We start from the raw sequence: 16,911 nt of genomic DNA on the forward strand, positions 1-16,911 counted from the left end.
AACGTTATTGAAAGCAACGCTGGGAGCGTTCCCACATCTGACGGTGACATAGCCTCAAAAATACGCCGAGGACGCAATACAGAGCAGTGACACTGTCATTCGCGCGATACCAAGTCCGTACAGCGACAGAGACGAGGCGATGGCACGCGCCTATCTGCCTACCGCTTTTGCTCCGGTTCTTGCTTTCCGGTGCACGGCGCAAGCGGCGAAACGGGCATGTTGCGCTTTATCCACAACGCGCCGCCGATGGAAGCGGAACGCGACAGCTTCGCCACGATTGCGCAACTGGCCCTGATCCGCGACTACGTGATCGAATCGTCCGCCCGCTTCATCGAGCACGACTCGCCGCCCTTGCCTGGCGCCAATCCGCCGACCACGCGCGAAATGGAGTGCCTGCAGTGGATCATGGCGGGCAAGTCCTCGTGGGAAATTTCGCGCATCCTGCTGCGTTCCGAAGGCGCCATCAATTTCCATGCCTCCAATGCGAAGAAGAAATTCAATGTACAGGCACGCCAGCAAGCCGTCCTCAAGGCCATCAAGGCCGGCTTCCTGGTTCCCTGCGAAGGCGGTGGCGACATGACTATCGTTTGGTAGCAAGATGGACTGCGTGCATTCTTACGATGCCAGCATTGATGAACGCCTCCATCAGCGATGCAGCAAGCGGCACGCTGCCAAAGGAGGCAAATCTGTCGTACTCATCTGCGGCTCGCTGGCGGCGGCGCGCCGCTGCAAGACCTGCCGTACCCGCTCCACCAGCAATGCCAGCGCTTCGGCGCCGAAGTCGGCGCCATTGGCGATCTCGATGACATCTGCCGCTTCGTCCGGACGCAAGCCTTGCCCGGCGCAGCGCTCCGTCTGGCAGGCGAGAACGGCCATGTCCGCATCGGAAGGGTCCGTACCGGCTCGCGCCCGCGCAGCCAGACGCGATGCCAGCACCGGCAACGGCGCATCGACGTGCAGCAGCAGGAACGGCACCTGGCTGCGGCGCGCCAACGCGCGAAAGGCCTGGCGCCGCCGGCGTTCCAGGAAAGTGGCGTCGACCACCATCACGAACCCGGCTGCCAGCCCTTGTTGCGCGAGCCGCGCCAGGCGCCGGTACGTCGCGGCATTGGCGGCCTGGTCATACATGTCCTGCGCAGCGCCGGTGGCGGCACGGCCGGAAAACAGCCGCTTGCGCTCGACATCCGAGCGCACCCGCAGTACCTCCAGCGGCTCGACCAGCGCATTGCTCAGCCATGACTTGCCGCTGCCGGCCAGCCCACAGGCAATCAGCAGCGCCGGCGCGGCGGGGGCGGTGCAGGCATGGGCGAAGGCCAGATAGCGCTGCGCCTGCAGCAATGCCGCAGAGCGTCCGCGCCTGCCACCCAGGGAGCGCAACAGGAACACCTTGCAGCGCACCAGCGCCCGCTGCACCCGGTAATACGGTAGCAGCGCCAGGCTGCCGTAGTCGCCGCAACGCTCGAGATAATCGTTCAGCAAGCGGGCTGCCAGGCCCCGGCTCCCCTGGCATTGCAGGTCCATCCAGGCAAAGGCCAGATCCTGCGCCACGTCGATCCAGCGCAATGCCGTGTTAAATTCTATGCCGTCAAACACGCGCACCTGGCCGGCCACGGTCAGGATGTTGCCGCAATGCAAATCCCCATGGCATTCGCGCACCCAGCCCTCAGCCTTGCGCCGTGCAAATACCGGCGCCAGGGCTTGCTCCTGCTGTGTCAGCCAGGCCGCAATCTCGTCGAGCATGGCCCGCTGGCGCGTGTCGTCGAGCACGGCGGCAATGCCGGCCACATCCTCTTGGGTGCGGGCAACGATCAATGCGCCATTGCCCCAGGGCGACTGGGGTGTCGCCCGCGCGGCGCCGGCATGAAAATCCGCCAGCAACAGCGCCAGGGCGCTGACTTCATCCGCGCCAAGCTGGCCGGCATTCAGGCGCGCCTGCCACAGGGCGGACTGGTCAAAGCGACGCATGCGCACGGCATACTCGAGTACCGGCCCCTCGCCGTCGATGGAGGGACATGCCCGCGTGCCGGTGATGCTCGCTAGGCCCAGGTACAACTCCGGTGCCAGGCGCCGATTCAAGCGCAACTCTTCCTCGCACGCATACCGCCGTGCCGACAAGGTACTGTAATCGAGCACGTCGCGCTGCAGGGCCTTCTTGAACTTGTAGGCCAGGTCGCCCACCAGCATGATGCGTGAAATATCGGTGACGATGAGCCGCACCCGCGCATCCTCGCTGTCGAGGCGATGCGCCAGGCGGTGCAATAGTCTGGTCTGCCGCGAGACCTCGTGCTTCTCGATGCCTTGCGTGCTATCAGGCCACTGATGCTCGCATTGCGGCACAGGCATCGGCCCCTGGGCAAGCAGCGGCAACGCGCCCTTCCGCCCTGCCGCGCGGCCACCGGCACACACGGGGGCAGGCTGCGCGGCCGCGTTCTGCCGGACAGCATGGATGGCGCCATTCACGTGGGAAGGCAGCCGTCTTTTCCAGCGCACTTCAGCCGCAGGGGCTGCTGGCGCCAGGGCGATGCGGTTCTCGATGCCGCGCACCCCATACAAGGCAGACACCGCTTCCTCGGCCCGCTTGCGCTGATAGTTCCATCCCAGCGTCCCTTCCAGCCGCAGCACGCCGTCCTGCGCCGCCACCGTGATGGCATCGGCGGAGCTGGGCAATTGCGCCTTGACGGCAGCCGCCGCCGCGCGCGCAAGGTCCGCATCCGAGCGCTGCTGCCCCAGGAGCGCCACTTCGATCTTGTTGAGCACGCCAGCCACCCCGGCCACTCCCGTGGCACAACGCCCGGCCCGTATCTTGCCGACGAAATCATGCACGCGCCCCGACAAGGTAACGACGCCGTGATGCACGGACACCGCGATGGAAGGTGGCCCCATCCGGGCAACACAACTGAGCTCATGCTCCACGTTCCGCCTTACTTCCGCGTCATTCAACATGCTTTCCTCCGCAGTCCGGCCGCAGCGCGCACACGGCCTCTTCCTGCCGTGCACCGCCTGTCCGGCAATGATCCTAGCATGGCCACGCCGCCAGAAAATATGATCTGGATCAATGCTTTCCTGGCGCCAGTTACCTGTGCCACGAATTGAAGGCCGGCTTGACCTAGATCAGTCGGCGCTCCTTACAAGCGACGCTGAAACAGGTATCGTGAGTCTTTTCTGGAGCCCACCATGTACAAGACCATCCTCATGTATGCCGACCAGTTTTCCGGTTTCGAACGGCGCCTGCAAGTGGCAGCGGCGCTCGCCAGCGAAGCCGACTCCCATCTGATAGGAACGGTGGCCAGCGGCGGGCCGCAACTCGATTACCTGGTCTACGGGGCGGTCACGCTGGCGCCGCCCCCGCCCATCGATTGCGAGCCCTTGCGCGAGGCGGCGCGGGAACAGCTGATCCGCTTCGATGAGCGCTGCCGCCAGCTCGGCGTCGCCTCGTACGAAACCCGTTTTCAAGATAGCAGCGCGGCCGATGCGCTGATACTGCAGTCGATTTACTGCGATCTGGTCATCACCGGCCAGAGCGACCTGAGCGACCGGTCGCTCATCTGGTCGACCCGCCTGCCCGCGTATCTCGCCCTGCACAGCGCGCGGCCCTTGCTGGTCATACCCGATGGCAATGGCCCGCTCACCATCCCCGGCCGCTCCATCGTCATTGGCTGGAACGCCACTGCCGAGTCCAGCCGCGCGGTCGCTGGCGCGCTGCCGCTGCTGGTGCGGGCGCAGCGCGTGCAGATCATCGTGCTCAATGCGCGCCAGTATTATGGGCGGCACGGACAGGAGCCCGGAGCCGACCTGGCCACCTACCTGGCGCGCCATGGCGTGCGCGCGGAAGTCAGTTGCAGCGAAACGACAGAAGAATGCGGTACGGCACTGTGCCAGCTGGCTCAGGACAGCGGCGCGGACCTGATCGTGGCAGGAGCATTCGGTCGCAGCCGCTTCCAGGAATGGGTGCTCGGCGGGACCACGCACAGCCTGCTGAGCCAGTCACGCCTGCCGCTATTGCTCGGTCATTGAGCGGCATCGCCGGCCGCTTGGGCGCTGCTGACGCCGTGGTGCAGGCGGCAAGCGCTTTCTTATCTACCAGGAGCACGTTCATGATCACCGACAACGACATCAAGACGCAAGTCGAACAGGAATTGCTGTGGGATGCACGCATTAATCCCAGCCACATCGGCGTCTCGGTCAACGACCGTGTCGTCACGCTATCGGGCTTTGTGCATGCCTACAGCCACAAGCTGCACGCCGAGCGCGACGCGCAATGTCTCGCCGGCGTACTGGGCGTGGCCAACGACATCGAGGTGCGCCCCCACTCGCGGCTGGACGCGGAAATCGCCCACGATGCCATTGCCGCCATCGCCCTGCAACTGCCCGTGTCGTCGAAAACGATCAAGGTCGTCGTCGAGCACGGCCATGTCAGGCTGGAAGGCACGGTAGACTGGAATTACCAGCGCGAGCACGCCCAACTGGCACTGCGCCATGTGCATGGCATACGCAGCATCGAGAGCGCCATCGAGATCAGCCACAAGGCCATCCCGGCCGATATCAAGGCGCGCATCCAGGCGGCCCTGAAGCGCAGCGCCCTGATCGAGGCCAGCGGCATCAAGGTCGAGGCGGATGGCGATGCAGTGACTTTGAGCGGCAAGGTGCGTTCCTGGACTGAACGCGACGAGGTCGAGCGCGCGGTCTGGATGGCGCCAGGCATCACCGCCGTCACGAACGAGCTTCAGGTTGGCAGCTGAAACGTCCGCGCCCATGGCGTGCTTGATCGGACACCAGTATTGCTCGGCGCGCCCGCCGCTTCGCGGACACAGGCGCATTGCGTGAAGGAGTTACCATGATGCCGCTGAACTCGTCCCACCGCCAGTTCATTGCCGATGTCCTCGCTGCCACGCCGGACATGGCCCTGGCCACCGTGCGTCCGGATGGCTATCCTCAGACGACGGTGGTCAGTTACGTGCACGACGACCTCACGCTGTACTGCTGCATCGGCCTGAACAGCCAGAAAGCGCACAATATCCGCCAGCACGACAAGGTCTCGCTGGCCATTACGCCCGCCTACCAGGACTGGCAGCATATCCGCGGCCTGTCGATGGCGGGCACGGCTGCCCTGGTCGACAATGCCAGCGAAAACGACCAGGTGGCCGACCTGATGCTGTTTCGCTTTCCGCAGCTGCGCGACGCCATGGGGGCCAGCACGGCCGCGCCGTGGCCGGGCCTCGTCTTCGTGCGCATCAAGCCGCATGTCATTTCCTTGCTGAACTATGAACTGGGCTTCGGCCACACCGAATTACTTGCCGTCAGCTGAAACCTGGTAGGCCCCAGGCCTTCCCGATTATTGCTGCACTTGATACGCATCAATTCCCTGCCTTCCGCTGCGGATACCGGCCGCTACACTGACGGCGTGACTGCGTTTCCTGCAGCAGAACCTGCGTGCCGCGCCACGCCAACGCCGGAGAGCCAACATGCCCGACATTCACCTCAAATGTGCCAACCTGCTCAGTTCCGGCAGCAGCTTGCTCGATCACTGCAATGCAATGGCCCAGCACACGCTCGACAATGGCGCCGACGCCGCGCGCCTGACCCTGCATTACCTGCAGGACTTGTCACAGGCCAACATGAACACGCTGCTGCAGCGCGTACAACAGAAAGGCGTCGCCCATCTGTACGAGTTTGATCCGGCCAGTTTGAAAGCGCAATGTGCGCTGGGCGATGATTACCGCGCCAATCTGTTCGCCATCCTGCTGGACATGCAACGGAGCATGGTGGAAGGCGGCAGTTCATCCCTGTATGACGGCTATAAACAGTGGCAGAAAATCGGTTCGCCCTAGACAGGTGCGGCAGGCACATCCCTGCCGTCCCGCTATTCAGGAGTAGCGCGGTGGCGCTGCGGCCGCCAGCGGATAGCCCAGCGATTGCGCCAGCATCACGTGGTGTCCCTCCGGCAAGCCCATGGCTGCGGCCAGTTCTCCCGGGTCAAACCAGCCACGCGACACCACCGCCAGGCCCTCTGCGGCGCAAAACAGGTAGACGTTCTGGCTGATATGGCCGGCATCGAGGGCGGCAAACAGCAATTGCCTGGCCTGCTCCTCGGGCGGCATCCGCGACAAATTGGCGACGTACAGCAGGTTGACGGGCGCCGTCGCCACGAAATCCTGCTTCCCCGTCACGGCCCGGATATCGACGGCGCTCAGTTGCCGCAATGACGGTGCAAGCGGATCATACCGGTACAGGCCGCTGGACATGGCGACATACATGTCAATTTCCTGCGCATTGCAGACGGATGGCGCCGTCCGATGGCCCGTGTTGGGGCGGTTGCAGCCATCGGCGGCCCACAGCAGGCGCGACAGCCGATACCAGGACAGCTCGCGCTCGCTGAATTCGCGCTGCGACTGGCGCAATTTCAACACCTCGATGAAGGCCATGCCCAAGGCGCTGATATCGGCATCGAGTTCGAACGTACCCGGCCCCATCAACGGCAAAGGTTCGCTTGTCAGTGCATTTTTCTTCACGTCCCCTCCATTGCCTGAAAATCGGCTGGCCATCGTTCCCTTAACTGATCTGCAGGCGCTTCGCACTGCCTCCGACCAGCTTGGGCAGCTCCAGATCCAGCACGCCGTCACGGTATCTGGCGGTGGACTTGTCGGTATCGATGTCCTGTCCCAGCGAGAAACTGCGGAAATACTGTCCCGTATAGCGCTCGCGGCGCACCACCTTCTGACCGTTGCCTTCTTCGTGTTCCTGCCTCGATTCGGCCGAGATCGAAACGCGGTTGCCGTCGATATCGACCGAAATGTCGTCCACCTGAAAGCCTGGCAATTCAGCCTTGATCAGGTAAGCATGCTCGCTTTCCGTGACGTCGAGCCGAATCGGTGACGGTCTGGAAAAGTCCTTGAGCGCATCCTTGAAACCCATATCCTTGAAGAAATCATCCATGCTGCGCAAGGGATCGAACCTTGCAATGTCGCTGAGCGGATCAAAATGCGTCATATGGTGTGCCATCTCTCTGCCTCCTGAAATAGTCGATGCCGCAAGTGAAAGCCGGGCAGCGGCAACCGTGTACCCACACTCACTATAAAGGGCCAGCTTGCGCCTGTCTGCTTGAAAAATGATCGATATCAAGAGCGCCGGCAATCGGCAGACATGCGCCTCATGACTGGACAACCGCCATCGCGGATGGCACAGCGGCTGCGCAACACTATTCGGGCACGCTATTGATACAGATCATGGCAAGCGGTGGCTGCTTGCCTGTAGTGTGAAAGGCAGTTCCCCCCCTAAAACAGGAGCATGGCCATGATTGCCGATATGAAACCTGTTGGCAGCCTGCTGCGCGGCACCCTGCTCGCCCTGAGCCGGACCGCTAGCGGCGGGAGCATGCGGCGGTTTCCCCTGGCTATCTTGGTGCACAGGCCGCTGGTTTGCGCGCCATGGCATGCGAGGACGTGATGCATAACGACGCTATAACTGCCGCCAGCGGGACTCACCAAGCGCGCCTGCTGCCCGATGACGCCGCCGTCGGGCAGCGCCAGTGGATCAGGCGCAATGCCAGCCTGTATCAATCTGGCGATCCCGTCCTTGACTGTGTGTTTTTCATACACGCCGGCAGTTTCAAGCACTATCGCACGGATGAGACGGGAGCAAGAAAAATCACCTGTTTCCCCGCGCGCGGGGATTTCCTTGCGCTCGACAGCATTGGCCTTGACAGACATGCCTGTACCGCCGTGGCGCTGGAAGACAGTGAAGTGTATGCGATCAGCTGCGCCATTCTGCGCCAGCAGCTGACCATATTGCAGCGCCTGCTCGCCCTGAGCATTCGGGAAATGCGCACAAGCACAGTGCAACTGCATCACGCCACGGCCGAGCAGCGGATGGCCGCCTTTCTGCTCGACCGGGCCAAACGGCACAGCAGGCTGGAAGGCACGCCGCCACGCTATCGCCTGCCCATGTCGCGTTGCGACATCGGCAACCACTTGCACCTGTCGCCGGAAAGCGTCAGCCGGGTCATGCATCAATTCAAGCAGGCCGGCCTCATCTTGCTGGAAAACCGCGACATCGCGCTCCTCGACGCAAGCGCATTGGAAACGATCGCCACTGCCGCGCACCCCGCATCAGCGCATGCTGGCCAGCATGCCCTTGCCACCAGCCACACTTCGGAGCGCTAGCCATGTACGATACCTCCAGTTCGGCCAGCGATGCGGCCTCTCCTCTTCCCTGCTGCGAATGCGGCGCGCGCGGCGTATGCTTGCCAGCAGACATGAGCGACGCGGATTGCGCCAGGGTCAGCGGCCTGGTGCTGCAGCAGCATCGCCTGGTGCGGGGAGATGCCTTGCAAGGTGTCAATGAACCGGTGCACGGTCGCTGGTACGCCATTCGCAGCGGCCAGTTCAAGTCCTTTCAGGCAGACCCGCATGGCAAACCGTGCATTACCAGGTTCGCCAGTGCAGGCGACCTGCTGGGACTCGACAGCCTCGACCTTGATCGCTACACCGACTCAACGACGGCGCTCTGCGATAGCACGGTGTGCGAGTTTTCCTATCCACAATTCATCGAAGCCGCACGGCACTTTCCTGGCCTTGCGCGCGCGCTGGAATGCCGGCTGAGCATGCAACTGGCGCAACAGCAGGCGCTGGCCCTGCTGGTGCGGTGTGATTATGCGGAACAGAAATTCGCGCAGTTCCTGTCGCACCAGGCCTGGAAAGGCAGCTACCAGGACGATCAGGTGCCTGAATTGCACCTGGCCTTGTCGCGCAAGGAAATTGCCGACTACCTGGACCTGACGCATGCCACCGTCACGCGCATGATCTCGCGCCTGCAGGGACTCGGCATCATCGGCGTCAGATATCGTCAGCTTCGCCTGCTCGACCGCCCTGGCCTGCATCAGATTGCCGCAGGGCAGCATCCTTCATCGAAAGGAGGCGCGAGCACGGCAAGCGACCATGCCGCGCATCAGCCGGCATTGCAGACCATGCCAGGCATACATTTGCTAGCGCCAGAATGATCTGGATCATGGTTTCTCTGCAGTATCAGCGTCACACTGGACGTTCCACAACAAGTTCGAGGAGAGCACCATGTTCAAGCACATACTGGTTCCAACGGATGGTTCGCCCACCTCGAGGCCTGCGCTGCTGTCGGCCATCGCGCTGGCGCGCTCGTGCGGCGCGCGCATTACCGCGCTGCATGTGGTGCCGGATTTTCACGTCCTCAGCCGTGATACGGAGATGCTGGAGGCGACCCGCGCAACGTATCTGGAAGAAAGCATGGAGAACGGCAAGAAAGTGCTCGATTTCGTCTGCGGGCAGGCGCGCGAAGCCGGCGTCGAATGCGGCACCTTCCTGACGCGCTCCGATCATCCCCACGAAAAAATACTTGAGACGGCCGAGGCAAACGGCTGCGACCTGATCGCCATGGGGACGCATAGCAAGTTCGGCTTGAAAGGCGTGCTGCTGGGCAGCGAAACACACAAGGTCCTCGTGCACAGCCCTCTGCCGGTACTGGTCTTTCGCGCCGCCTGAGCGCGGGCGCAAGCCTTGTCCAGTTCCGGCCAGGCCGGCGCTTACCCCGCCTCGCCGACCGTGACGAGATTATCCTGCGCCTGTGCATAGGCAAGCGCATACGCGAGTTCGCCGGGGGAGCCTGCATGCAAGGTGAACAGCGGTTGCCCCACCGCCACCAGCGTGCCCAGCGGCGCATGAAACACCATGCCTGCCGCCGGCGTCTTGGGCGCGCCGGCCAGCTTGGCTGTCCGGGCGAGCAGGCGGTTGTCGATGGCCATGACCGTGCCGGCGTGCAGCGCGCACAATGGCTGCGTAAAGGCGGCGCGCGGCGGCTCGCGCATCCCGCCCTGGGCGGCGCAGATGGCCTGAAACTTGCGCCATGCGGCGCCACTGTCCAGGGCAGCGGCGGCCATGGCCATGCCGGCGCCCTGGGACGCCTTGCCGGCAAGCTCCAGCAAGCCTGCGGCCAGCACCAGGGCCCGCCGGCGCAAGTCATCCGGCGCACCGTCATGATTTTGCAACACGGCCAGCACGTCGCGCGCTTCGAGCGCCGGACCGATGCCCCGGCCAACGGGCTGCGCGCCATCGCTCATCTGCACGCGCAGCGTCATGCCCAGGCTGCGGGCAACCTCCACCAGGCGCGCGGCCAGGCTTGCTGCGGCCTCGGGCGAGCGGACCTTGGCAGTACGCCCCACGGGCATGTCGATCAGCACATGCGTGGCGCCCGCCGACGCTTTCTTCGACAGGATGGACGCGACCAGCAAGCCGTCGCTGTCGAGACCCAGCGGCCGCTCCACGCGGATGAGCAAGTCATCCACCGGGCTCAGCGACACCGCCCCGCCCCAGGCGATGCAGCCGCCCTCCTGCTCCACCACGCGATGCATCTGCGGCGCCGTCAATTCGACGGGCGCCAGGGTTTCCATCGTGTCGGCCGTCCCCGCCGGCGATGTGATGGCCCGCGAGGACGTCTTGGGTATCAGCAAGCCACAGGCGGCAACGATCGGCACCACCAGCAGCGTGGTGCGGTTGCCCGGCAAGCCGCCGATGCAATGCTTGTCCGCCACGACAGGGGCATCCCACTGCAGGCGCTGCCCGGCATGCACCATGGCCATGGTCAATGCCGCCGTTTCGGCCAGGTCAAGCCGGCTTCCCGAGCACGCCGTGATGAGCGTCGCCAGTTCGATGTCCGAATACGCGCCAGCGGCGATGTCATTGATAATGGCCGTGATTGCTTCGTTGCCGAATGGACGGCCATAGATCTTGCCGCGCACGGCCGAGAACGATTCCACCGCCGGCGCATGGCCAACCTGCACCATCTGCCCATCGGCCTGTCCGAGTGCCGCCCAGGCGGCCTCCGACAGGCCGATTTCATCCATGCCGATCAGCGGGAAATGCACGACATTCAGGGTCGCGACGATCCTGCGCTCACCGCACCACAGTTCCAGCCGGGAACGCGCTTCGAAGCCTTCCGCCTTGCAGACGGGGCTATCGCTGCGGATATAGGCGATGGCTTCCTGGTAGGTATCGATGCCGAGGCGCCGCAAGCGCAACGCCGATGCGGCGACCGCCGTGCGCTGCAGGGACGGCGCACGGCGCATCATGTCAACGTCACTTCATCGCCATACGCGGGGACACTGCATTCCCAGCCAAGTTGCTCGCCGATGCGCCGCCGCAGCGCTTCGGCCGCATCCGGCTCGCCATGGGTGATGAAGGTATGGCGCGGCGCCTGGCGCAGTGGCGCCATCCAGGCAATCAATTCATCGCCATCGGCATGCGCGGACAGGTTGCTGATTTGTCGCACGGCGGCACGTACCGGCACATATGCGCCATGGATCTTGACGGCGTCAGCGCCAGCGACCAGCGTGGCGCCGCGCGTGCCGCCAGCCTGAAAACCGGCAAACAGGATGCTGTTGCGGCGGTCCGGCGCGAACGCCTTCAGATGGTGCAGCACGCGCCCGCCCGTCGCCATGCCGCTGGCGGCGATGATCACCATCGGCATGCGGCGCTGGTTCAACTCGATCGACTCCTGCGCACTGTTGACGATCGTCGCCGCATGCGACATGGCCTCGCACTGCGCCGGCGTCAGGCGGTGATCGTGCGGATGGCGGCGGTACAGCATGGTGGCATCCACCGCCATGGGGCTGTTCAGGTAAACGGGCAGCGCCGGGATGACGCCACGCTGCTTGAGCAGATGCACGTCATACAGTATCGTCTGCGCGCGTCCGACGGCAAAGGCGGGGATGATCGTGACGCCGCCGCGCGCGGCAGTCTCGCTGATGGTCTTGCCCAACAATTCGATGGCGTCGCTGGCGTCATGGCGCCGGTCGCCATAGGTCGATTCCACGATCAGATAGTCGGCCTGCGGCAAGGGTTCGGGCGGCGCCATGAGCACGTCGTTCGAACGCCCGAGGTCGCCGGAAAAGACCACCCGGATGCCCTCCCCCTGCAGCAGCACGCTGGCCGCGCCAAGGATATGCCCGGCGCGCTGCAGTTCCATGCGCAACGATGATCCGATGCCAAAGGGCTTGCCGAACGCCACGGGAGTGAGCTGTTCCAGCGCCCGCATGGCATCGGCCTCGGTGTACAGGGGCAATGCCGGATGGTGCTTGCTGAAGCCATGACGATTCGCGTACTCGGCCTCCTCCTCCAGCAGGCGGCCGCTATCGGGCAAAATGATGCGGCACAGGTCGCACGTCGCGGCACTCGCATAGATCCTGCCGCGAAAGCCATCGCGCACCAGCAGCGGCAGATAGCCGCTATGGTCCAGATGGGCATGTGTGAGCACGACCGCACTGATCTCGGCCGGCGCCAGTGGCAAACCCGCCCAGTTGCGCAAGCGCAACTGCTTATACCCCTGGAACAGGCCGCAATCGACCAGAATCCGCTCATTGCCGCTGGCAAGCAGATATTTCGAACCAGTGACCGTCCCCGTCGCCCCCAAAAACGTCAGTTTCATCATCGTCCCCCAGTCACCAGCACGACGTTCAGTCGCGACTGAACGTCCGGTCCCATGGCGCGCGCGTCACGCGGGTTCTCTCCCGATACAGCCGTGGGCAGCCTACAGCATGCCAAGTTCCAGCGCATAGCGGGTTAACTCGGCGTTGCATGCCATTTTCATCTTTTTCAGGATGCGCGCACGATAGCTCGTGACGGTATTCGGGCGCACATCCAGGGCCGCGCCGATCTGCACCAGCGACTGGCCGGCAGCGATGCGCTGGAACACTTGCAGTTCGCGCTCGGACAGGTTCTCATGCGCACGCACAGGCCCCTGTGCAAGTACCATTGCCAGACGGTCCCTCATCGCCGGGCTGACATATTTCCCTCCCGATGCCACCTTGCGCACGGCCTCGACAAGCACATCGGCCGAGACATCCTTGGTCAGGTAGCCAGATGCCCCCAGGCTGAGTGCCCGCAAGCCATAGATTTCTTCCGAATAATGACTCAGTATCATCAGCCCCATGCGCGGCCTGACCAGGCGCAAGGCTTGCAACAGTTGCAAGCCGCTTTTTCCCGGCATGGCAATGTCGATGAGGGCCACATCGAATTGCTCGTACATAATACGTTCGGTCGCGTCGTCAAAAGACGCCGCCTGGGCGCCAACGCAAATGTCCGCTGCCGTCCCAAGCATCAGCGACACGCCATTGCGCGCGATGGCATGGTCGTCCACCACTAGCACCCGAATGATTCCCGCTTCCATGAACGAGGTCCTGACGATCTCTTGCCCAGAGTGTAACGATGATTGCCGTGCATTGGATTCTGCGCCGAACGGCAAGCGGCGTCAACGGTTGGCGGCAGCAGCCGTGGCTGCGCGGCAGACAAAGCCCCTGCTTCCTCGCAAAGAATGCATGTAGGGCATCCCCTACTCAAAAGCTTGCGGAATTTGCTACGCAAGACCAGGGGTTAATCTTATATGCACCGTGCCCGGGCGCGCACATACTATTAAGCATGTAGTCAGAAACACAAAAAGTTGATGCAAACCATAAACAACAATAAGGGGACGCCATGAACACCCAACTCTCGACCAGTCAATCGTTGCAAGCGAAAAACTACACTAATGGCAACACCTGCGCGAAATGCAGTTCAAGGCTACGCTGCCTGCCATTCGGCCTGGATGAGCGTAGCGTCGCCCAGATCGATAGAATAATTGGCAAACGGCACTGGGTGGAGCGCAATGAGTTGCTGCTCAGGGTGGGCGAGCCTTTTCGTTGTCTGTACATTATTCACGGCGGCCAGTTCAAGACGTTCCGCGATAACGCACATGGCAAACAGCATGTGATGGGCTTTCACATGGCAGGCGAAATTCTGGGCATGAACGCCATCAGTACCGGCATTCATGACAGCAATGCGATGGCGTTCGAGGATAGCGAGGTGTGTGAAGTGCCCTTTGCCCAACTGCAGATACTATGCGCCAACATTCCAGCGCTACAACAACATTTCCACCGCCTGTTGAGCGAGGAAATCAATCGCGACCAGCGCGTCATGCGCTTCCTGGGCAGCTCTGCCGAGCAGCGCTTTGCCACCTTCCTGCTCGATCTGTCGAGCCGTTTCGCGGCCAGGGGCTACTCGCGCCATGCCTTCACGGTGCTGATGTCGCGTGAAGACATCGGCAACTATATAGGCTTGACGATGGAAAGCGTCAGTCGCCTGATGTCGAAGTTCCGCCGCCAGGGCTGGATCAGCACGTACGGCAAAGACCTGCGTATCCTCAATCATGGCGCCATCGAGGCGGTGGCAAACGGGGAGACCATGGAAACAGTGGCAAACATCAATGCACTCACGGAGCGGACCACGGCGCTACTGTCCTCCATCTCAAAGTCCGCAAGCCATGCCTGAACAGCGGCACATCCGCGCAACGCCGAAAACAACGGCGTTGCACCGGTGGCTATCCCCCTAGCCGCCAAGAATCGGCGGGCCGACGCCATGTTCTATGGCGAACCGCGTCAGCTGCACATTGTTCTTGGCGCGCGTCTTTTCCAACAGGCGCGACCGGTAAGTGCCCACGGTATTGATGCTCAAATGCAATATTTGTGCGATATCTGCCAGGTCTTCGCCGGCGGCAAGCAGCCGCAGGACTTCCAGCTCGCGGTCCGACAGTTTCTCGTGCCAGGCCGTCCTGCTGCCACTGATCATGTCAGCGAGATCTTCCGTCACCGCCGAGCTGATGTATTTCCCTCCCGCTGCAGCCTTGTATACCGCCTTCACCAGCAAGGATGCATTGCAGTTCTTGGTCAGATAGCCGGCGGCGCCGTATTGCAGGGCCCGTACAGCGTACACCGTCTCGGCATACATGGACAGCATCAGCACGGCAAGGCGTGGCTGCTCGCGGCGCAACTGCTTGAGCAACTGCAAGCCGTTCTGATCGGGCAGGCCGATGTCGACAATGGCAACGTCAAATGGCTGTCCCTGCAGCAGATACAAGGCCGCGCGGGCAGTTTCGGCCTCGGCCACGACTTCGATGCCGTCGTCCGTGCCCAGCATCAGCCGAATGCCGTTGCGGGCGACGACATGATCGTCCACCAGCAGCACCCTGATTTTTCCGCATCTCATGCGCCCCCCCGTATCGGCAACTGCAAGACCAGCAAGGTGCCATGCGCAACGGCCATGAAACGGATGTTTCCACCAAAATGCTGGGCACGCTCGCGCATGCCCGCCAGGCCCCAGGAGTTGGCCGTCAACAGGCTCTCGCAATCCATGCCCTTGCCATCGTCCTCCACTTCCATCCGGATCGCTGAGTAGGCATGGCTGACGCGCACGTCAACCCGCGTTGCCCCGGCATGGCGGACGACATTGGTTAACGCTTCCTGCAAGATACGGAACAAGGCGGTACTGCGCTCGGGGTCGATCTCCAGCAGAACAGTCTCAGGAAGAATGCGGGTGTGGCAGATGAGCCCCGCTCTGGCACAGACCTCTTCCGCGTGCCACTCCAGCGCCGCCCAGACGCCAAGCTGATCAAGCACGCTGGGCCGCAGCTCAGTGATCACCCTGCGTACGGCCGCGGTAGCGGTATCGAGCAAAGAACAGGCATCCTCAAGCCGAGGTTGCAACGTACCGCCACTACGCTGGTCATGTATCAGAGCAACGGAAAGGTGGGCCTTGACCCCAGTTAGTACGCTACCGAGTTCGTCGTGCATTTCCCTGGCAATGCGAATACGCTCCCCTTCCTTCACGCGCTCCTGATGGGCAATGAATTGGCGCAGTTGCTCATGCGACTGTTCCAGCGTTTCCAGTGCCAGCTTGCGCGCGCTGATATCTTCCACCATGCCCACATACTGCCGGGTGTGTCCGGCGGCACCGCACACCGTCGTGGCACTGAGTATGGCCCAGATGGCATGGCCATCCTTGTGCAGGTAGCGCTTTTCGATGCGATAGCTGCTGATCTCGCCGCTGCACAGGCGCCGCCCGAACTGCACGCTATTGGCAACGTCGTCGGGATGCGTCAGTGTCAGGCATCCCATCGCCAGCAGTTCCGGCCCCGTATAGCCGAGCATCTCGCACAGCGCCCGGTTCACGGTGACCCAGCGGCCTTGCATGTCAGCCATGATCATGCCAAGAGATGAGTTTTCAAATGCCCCGCGAAATCGCTCCTCGCTGGCATGCAGTTGCGCCGCCGCCACGGTGCGCTCGGTAATATCATTGAGTACCAACAACACGACGCCTGGCCCAAAATGCTCCTGGCAAAGTTTCGCTTCCACCATGGCTGAAAATACGTCGTCCACGCCCTTTTTCATGCGCAGTACGGCCGAACACGAAGCGTCGCGGTCCAGCAAACGCTGGCGCAGGAAGTGAAAAATATCCTGGTCATCCGGAAGAATGAAACGCGTGAACGGCTGGCCAGGCAGCATTTCCGGCGAAATGGCCAGCAATGCCGATGCGGTGAGATTCGACTGGATGATGATGCCGCGCGCGTCCATGCTGATGTAGCCGACGGGCGCCTGGTCATACAAGCGGTTATACAATTCGCCAGTATTCTTCAATGCAGCCTGGGCAGCGCGCAGCTCATCGTTCTGCATTTCCAGCTCGATCTCGCGCACACTCATCTCGCGATGGGTTGCTTGCAATGACGGGGGATAACGCTTGTGGAGTCGCACCCGCGACGATCCCTGTTCCAATTTTAACCGTTGCTCCGCATGCTGACGCAATGAGTTCCAATATTGCTCAGTCTGGAAAGGAACGGCAAAATGCTTTCTTCGCTTCGCGCACATAATTAGTTGAGCATACCCATCGTTAGCAAGTTGCCCTCCCCCCTGCAGCATCACATCTTGGCAAGGTTCGTGGATGGTGTGTACTAACAAACAATCATAATTTATATTAGCGCAATAGCGAGCTCTGTCATAGTAACGAAAAAATAACGCGGTTTTTTTTCACAACATGCAGCTGGAATGGCCTGCGTGGATCGAGGCAATCGCCCGCGCTGTGGGGC

At 62.4% G+C, this 16,911-nt stretch carries 17 protein-coding genes; 9 read left to right on the plus strand and 8 right to left on the minus strand.

What is annotated here, in order from left to right; genetic code table 11:
- Positions 1–216 precede the first annotated feature (216 nt).
- The gene (locus AC54AF_RS23920; protein ID WP_496638555.1) at positions 217–594 is read left to right on the plus strand and encodes a helix-turn-helix domain-containing protein; all 378 of its coding nucleotides are present in this window, start codon (positions 217–219) and stop codon (positions 592–594) included.
- A gap of 51 nt (positions 595–645) precedes the next feature.
- Here AC54AF_RS23920 and AC54AF_RS23925 read toward each other — a convergent pair whose 3' ends face one another.
- On the minus strand, positions 646–2,943 hold the full coding sequence (locus tag AC54AF_RS23925) for an AAA family ATPase (protein WP_496638556.1): 2,298 nt from the start codon (positions 2,941–2,943) through the stop codon (positions 646–648).
- 231 nt (positions 2,944–3,174) lie between these two features.
- On the opposite strand from AC54AF_RS23925, the gene AC54AF_RS23930 reads away from it, so the two are divergent.
- From AC54AF_RS23930 to AC54AF_RS23945, 4 genes are all read left to right on the plus strand, one after another.
- Positions 3,175–4,014, plus strand: a complete 840-nt coding sequence (locus AC54AF_RS23930) for a universal stress protein (RefSeq protein WP_496638557.1) — start codon at positions 3,175–3,177, stop codon at positions 4,012–4,014.
- Between the two features lie 80 nt (positions 4,015–4,094).
- The gene (locus AC54AF_RS23935) at positions 4,095–4,739 is read left to right on the plus strand and encodes a BON domain-containing protein (RefSeq protein ID WP_496638558.1); all 645 of its coding nucleotides are present in this window, start codon (positions 4,095–4,097) and stop codon (positions 4,737–4,739) included.
- Between the two features lie 95 nt (positions 4,740–4,834).
- The gene (locus AC54AF_RS23940; RefSeq protein ID WP_496638559.1) at positions 4,835–5,305 is read left to right on the plus strand and encodes a pyridoxamine 5'-phosphate oxidase family protein; all 471 of its coding nucleotides are present in this window, start codon (positions 4,835–4,837) and stop codon (positions 5,303–5,305) included.
- Between the two features lie 157 nt (positions 5,306–5,462).
- A complete protein-coding gene (locus tag AC54AF_RS23945) occupies positions 5,463–5,828 on the plus strand; it encodes a hypothetical protein (RefSeq protein WP_496638560.1) in 366 nt (121 codons plus the stop codon).
- Positions 5,829–5,864: 36 nt separating this feature from the next.
- On the opposite strand, the gene AC54AF_RS23950 is transcribed toward AC54AF_RS23945, so the two are convergent.
- Complete coding sequence (locus tag AC54AF_RS23950; protein WP_496638561.1) at positions 5,865–6,509, minus strand: SagB/ThcOx family dehydrogenase; 645 nt, start codon at positions 6,507–6,509, stop codon at positions 5,865–5,867.
- Positions 6,510–6,549: 40 nt separating this feature from the next.
- On the minus strand, positions 6,550–6,999 hold the full coding sequence (locus AC54AF_RS23955) for an Hsp20/alpha crystallin family protein (RefSeq protein ID WP_496638562.1): 450 nt from the start codon (positions 6,997–6,999) through the stop codon (positions 6,550–6,552).
- 443 nt (positions 7,000–7,442) lie between these two features.
- Between AC54AF_RS23955 and AC54AF_RS23960 the strand changes: the two genes are divergently transcribed.
- The 3 genes from AC54AF_RS23960 to AC54AF_RS23970 all read left to right on the plus strand — a co-directional run bounded on the left by AC54AF_RS23960 (position 7,443) and on the right by AC54AF_RS23970 (position 9,509).
- Entirely contained in the window at positions 7,443–8,159 is a 717-nt protein-coding gene (locus AC54AF_RS23960) for a Crp/Fnr family transcriptional regulator (RefSeq protein ID WP_496638563.1), read from the plus strand.
- A 2-nt stretch (positions 8,160–8,161) separates the two neighbouring features.
- A complete protein-coding gene (locus tag AC54AF_RS23965) occupies positions 8,162–8,995 on the plus strand; it encodes a Crp/Fnr family transcriptional regulator (RefSeq protein WP_496638564.1) in 834 nt (277 codons plus the stop codon).
- A gap of 70 nt (positions 8,996–9,065) precedes the next feature.
- Positions 9,066–9,509: a universal stress protein gene (locus AC54AF_RS23970; protein ID WP_131688742.1), complete on the plus strand. Its 444-nt coding sequence runs from the start codon at positions 9,066–9,068 to the stop codon at positions 9,507–9,509.
- A 41-nt stretch (positions 9,510–9,550) separates the two neighbouring features.
- On the opposite strand, the gene AC54AF_RS23975 is transcribed toward AC54AF_RS23970, so the two are convergent.
- From AC54AF_RS23975 to AC54AF_RS23985, 3 genes are all read right to left on the minus strand, one after another.
- On the minus strand, positions 9,551–11,092 hold the full coding sequence (locus tag AC54AF_RS23975) for a thymidine phosphorylase family protein (RefSeq protein ID WP_496638565.1): 1,542 nt from the start codon (positions 11,090–11,092) through the stop codon (positions 9,551–9,553).
- Positions 11,089–12,447, minus strand: coding sequence for an MBL fold metallo-hydrolase RNA specificity domain-containing protein (locus tag AC54AF_RS23980; protein WP_496638591.1), 1,359 nt, complete (start codon positions 12,445–12,447; stop codon positions 11,089–11,091). The genes AC54AF_RS23975 and AC54AF_RS23980 overlap by 4 nt, the downstream gene beginning before the upstream one ends.
- A gap of 102 nt (positions 12,448–12,549) precedes the next feature.
- Positions 12,550–13,188, minus strand: coding sequence for a response regulator (locus tag AC54AF_RS23985; RefSeq protein ID WP_496638566.1), 639 nt, complete (start codon positions 13,186–13,188; stop codon positions 12,550–12,552).
- 305 nt (positions 13,189–13,493) lie between these two features.
- Here AC54AF_RS23985 and AC54AF_RS23990 point away from each other — a divergent pair, with 305 nt between their 5' ends.
- Positions 13,494–14,324 (plus strand): helix-turn-helix domain-containing protein, encoded by an 831-nt coding sequence (locus AC54AF_RS23990; RefSeq protein ID WP_496638567.1) that lies wholly within the window; start codon positions 13,494–13,496, stop codon positions 14,322–14,324.
- Between the two features lie 57 nt (positions 14,325–14,381).
- On the opposite strand, the gene AC54AF_RS23995 is transcribed toward AC54AF_RS23990, so the two are convergent.
- On the minus strand, positions 14,382–15,017 hold the full coding sequence (locus AC54AF_RS23995; protein ID WP_496638568.1) for a response regulator: 636 nt from the start codon (positions 15,015–15,017) through the stop codon (positions 14,382–14,384).
- Positions 15,018–15,034: 17 nt separating this feature from the next.
- Positions 15,035–16,783: a PAS domain-containing sensor histidine kinase gene (locus tag AC54AF_RS24000; protein ID WP_496638569.1), complete on the minus strand. Its 1,749-nt coding sequence runs from the start codon at positions 16,781–16,783 to the stop codon at positions 15,035–15,037.
- Positions 16,784–16,911 lie beyond the last annotated feature (128 nt).

Source organism: Janthinobacterium sp. JF4, assembly GCF_059617925.1.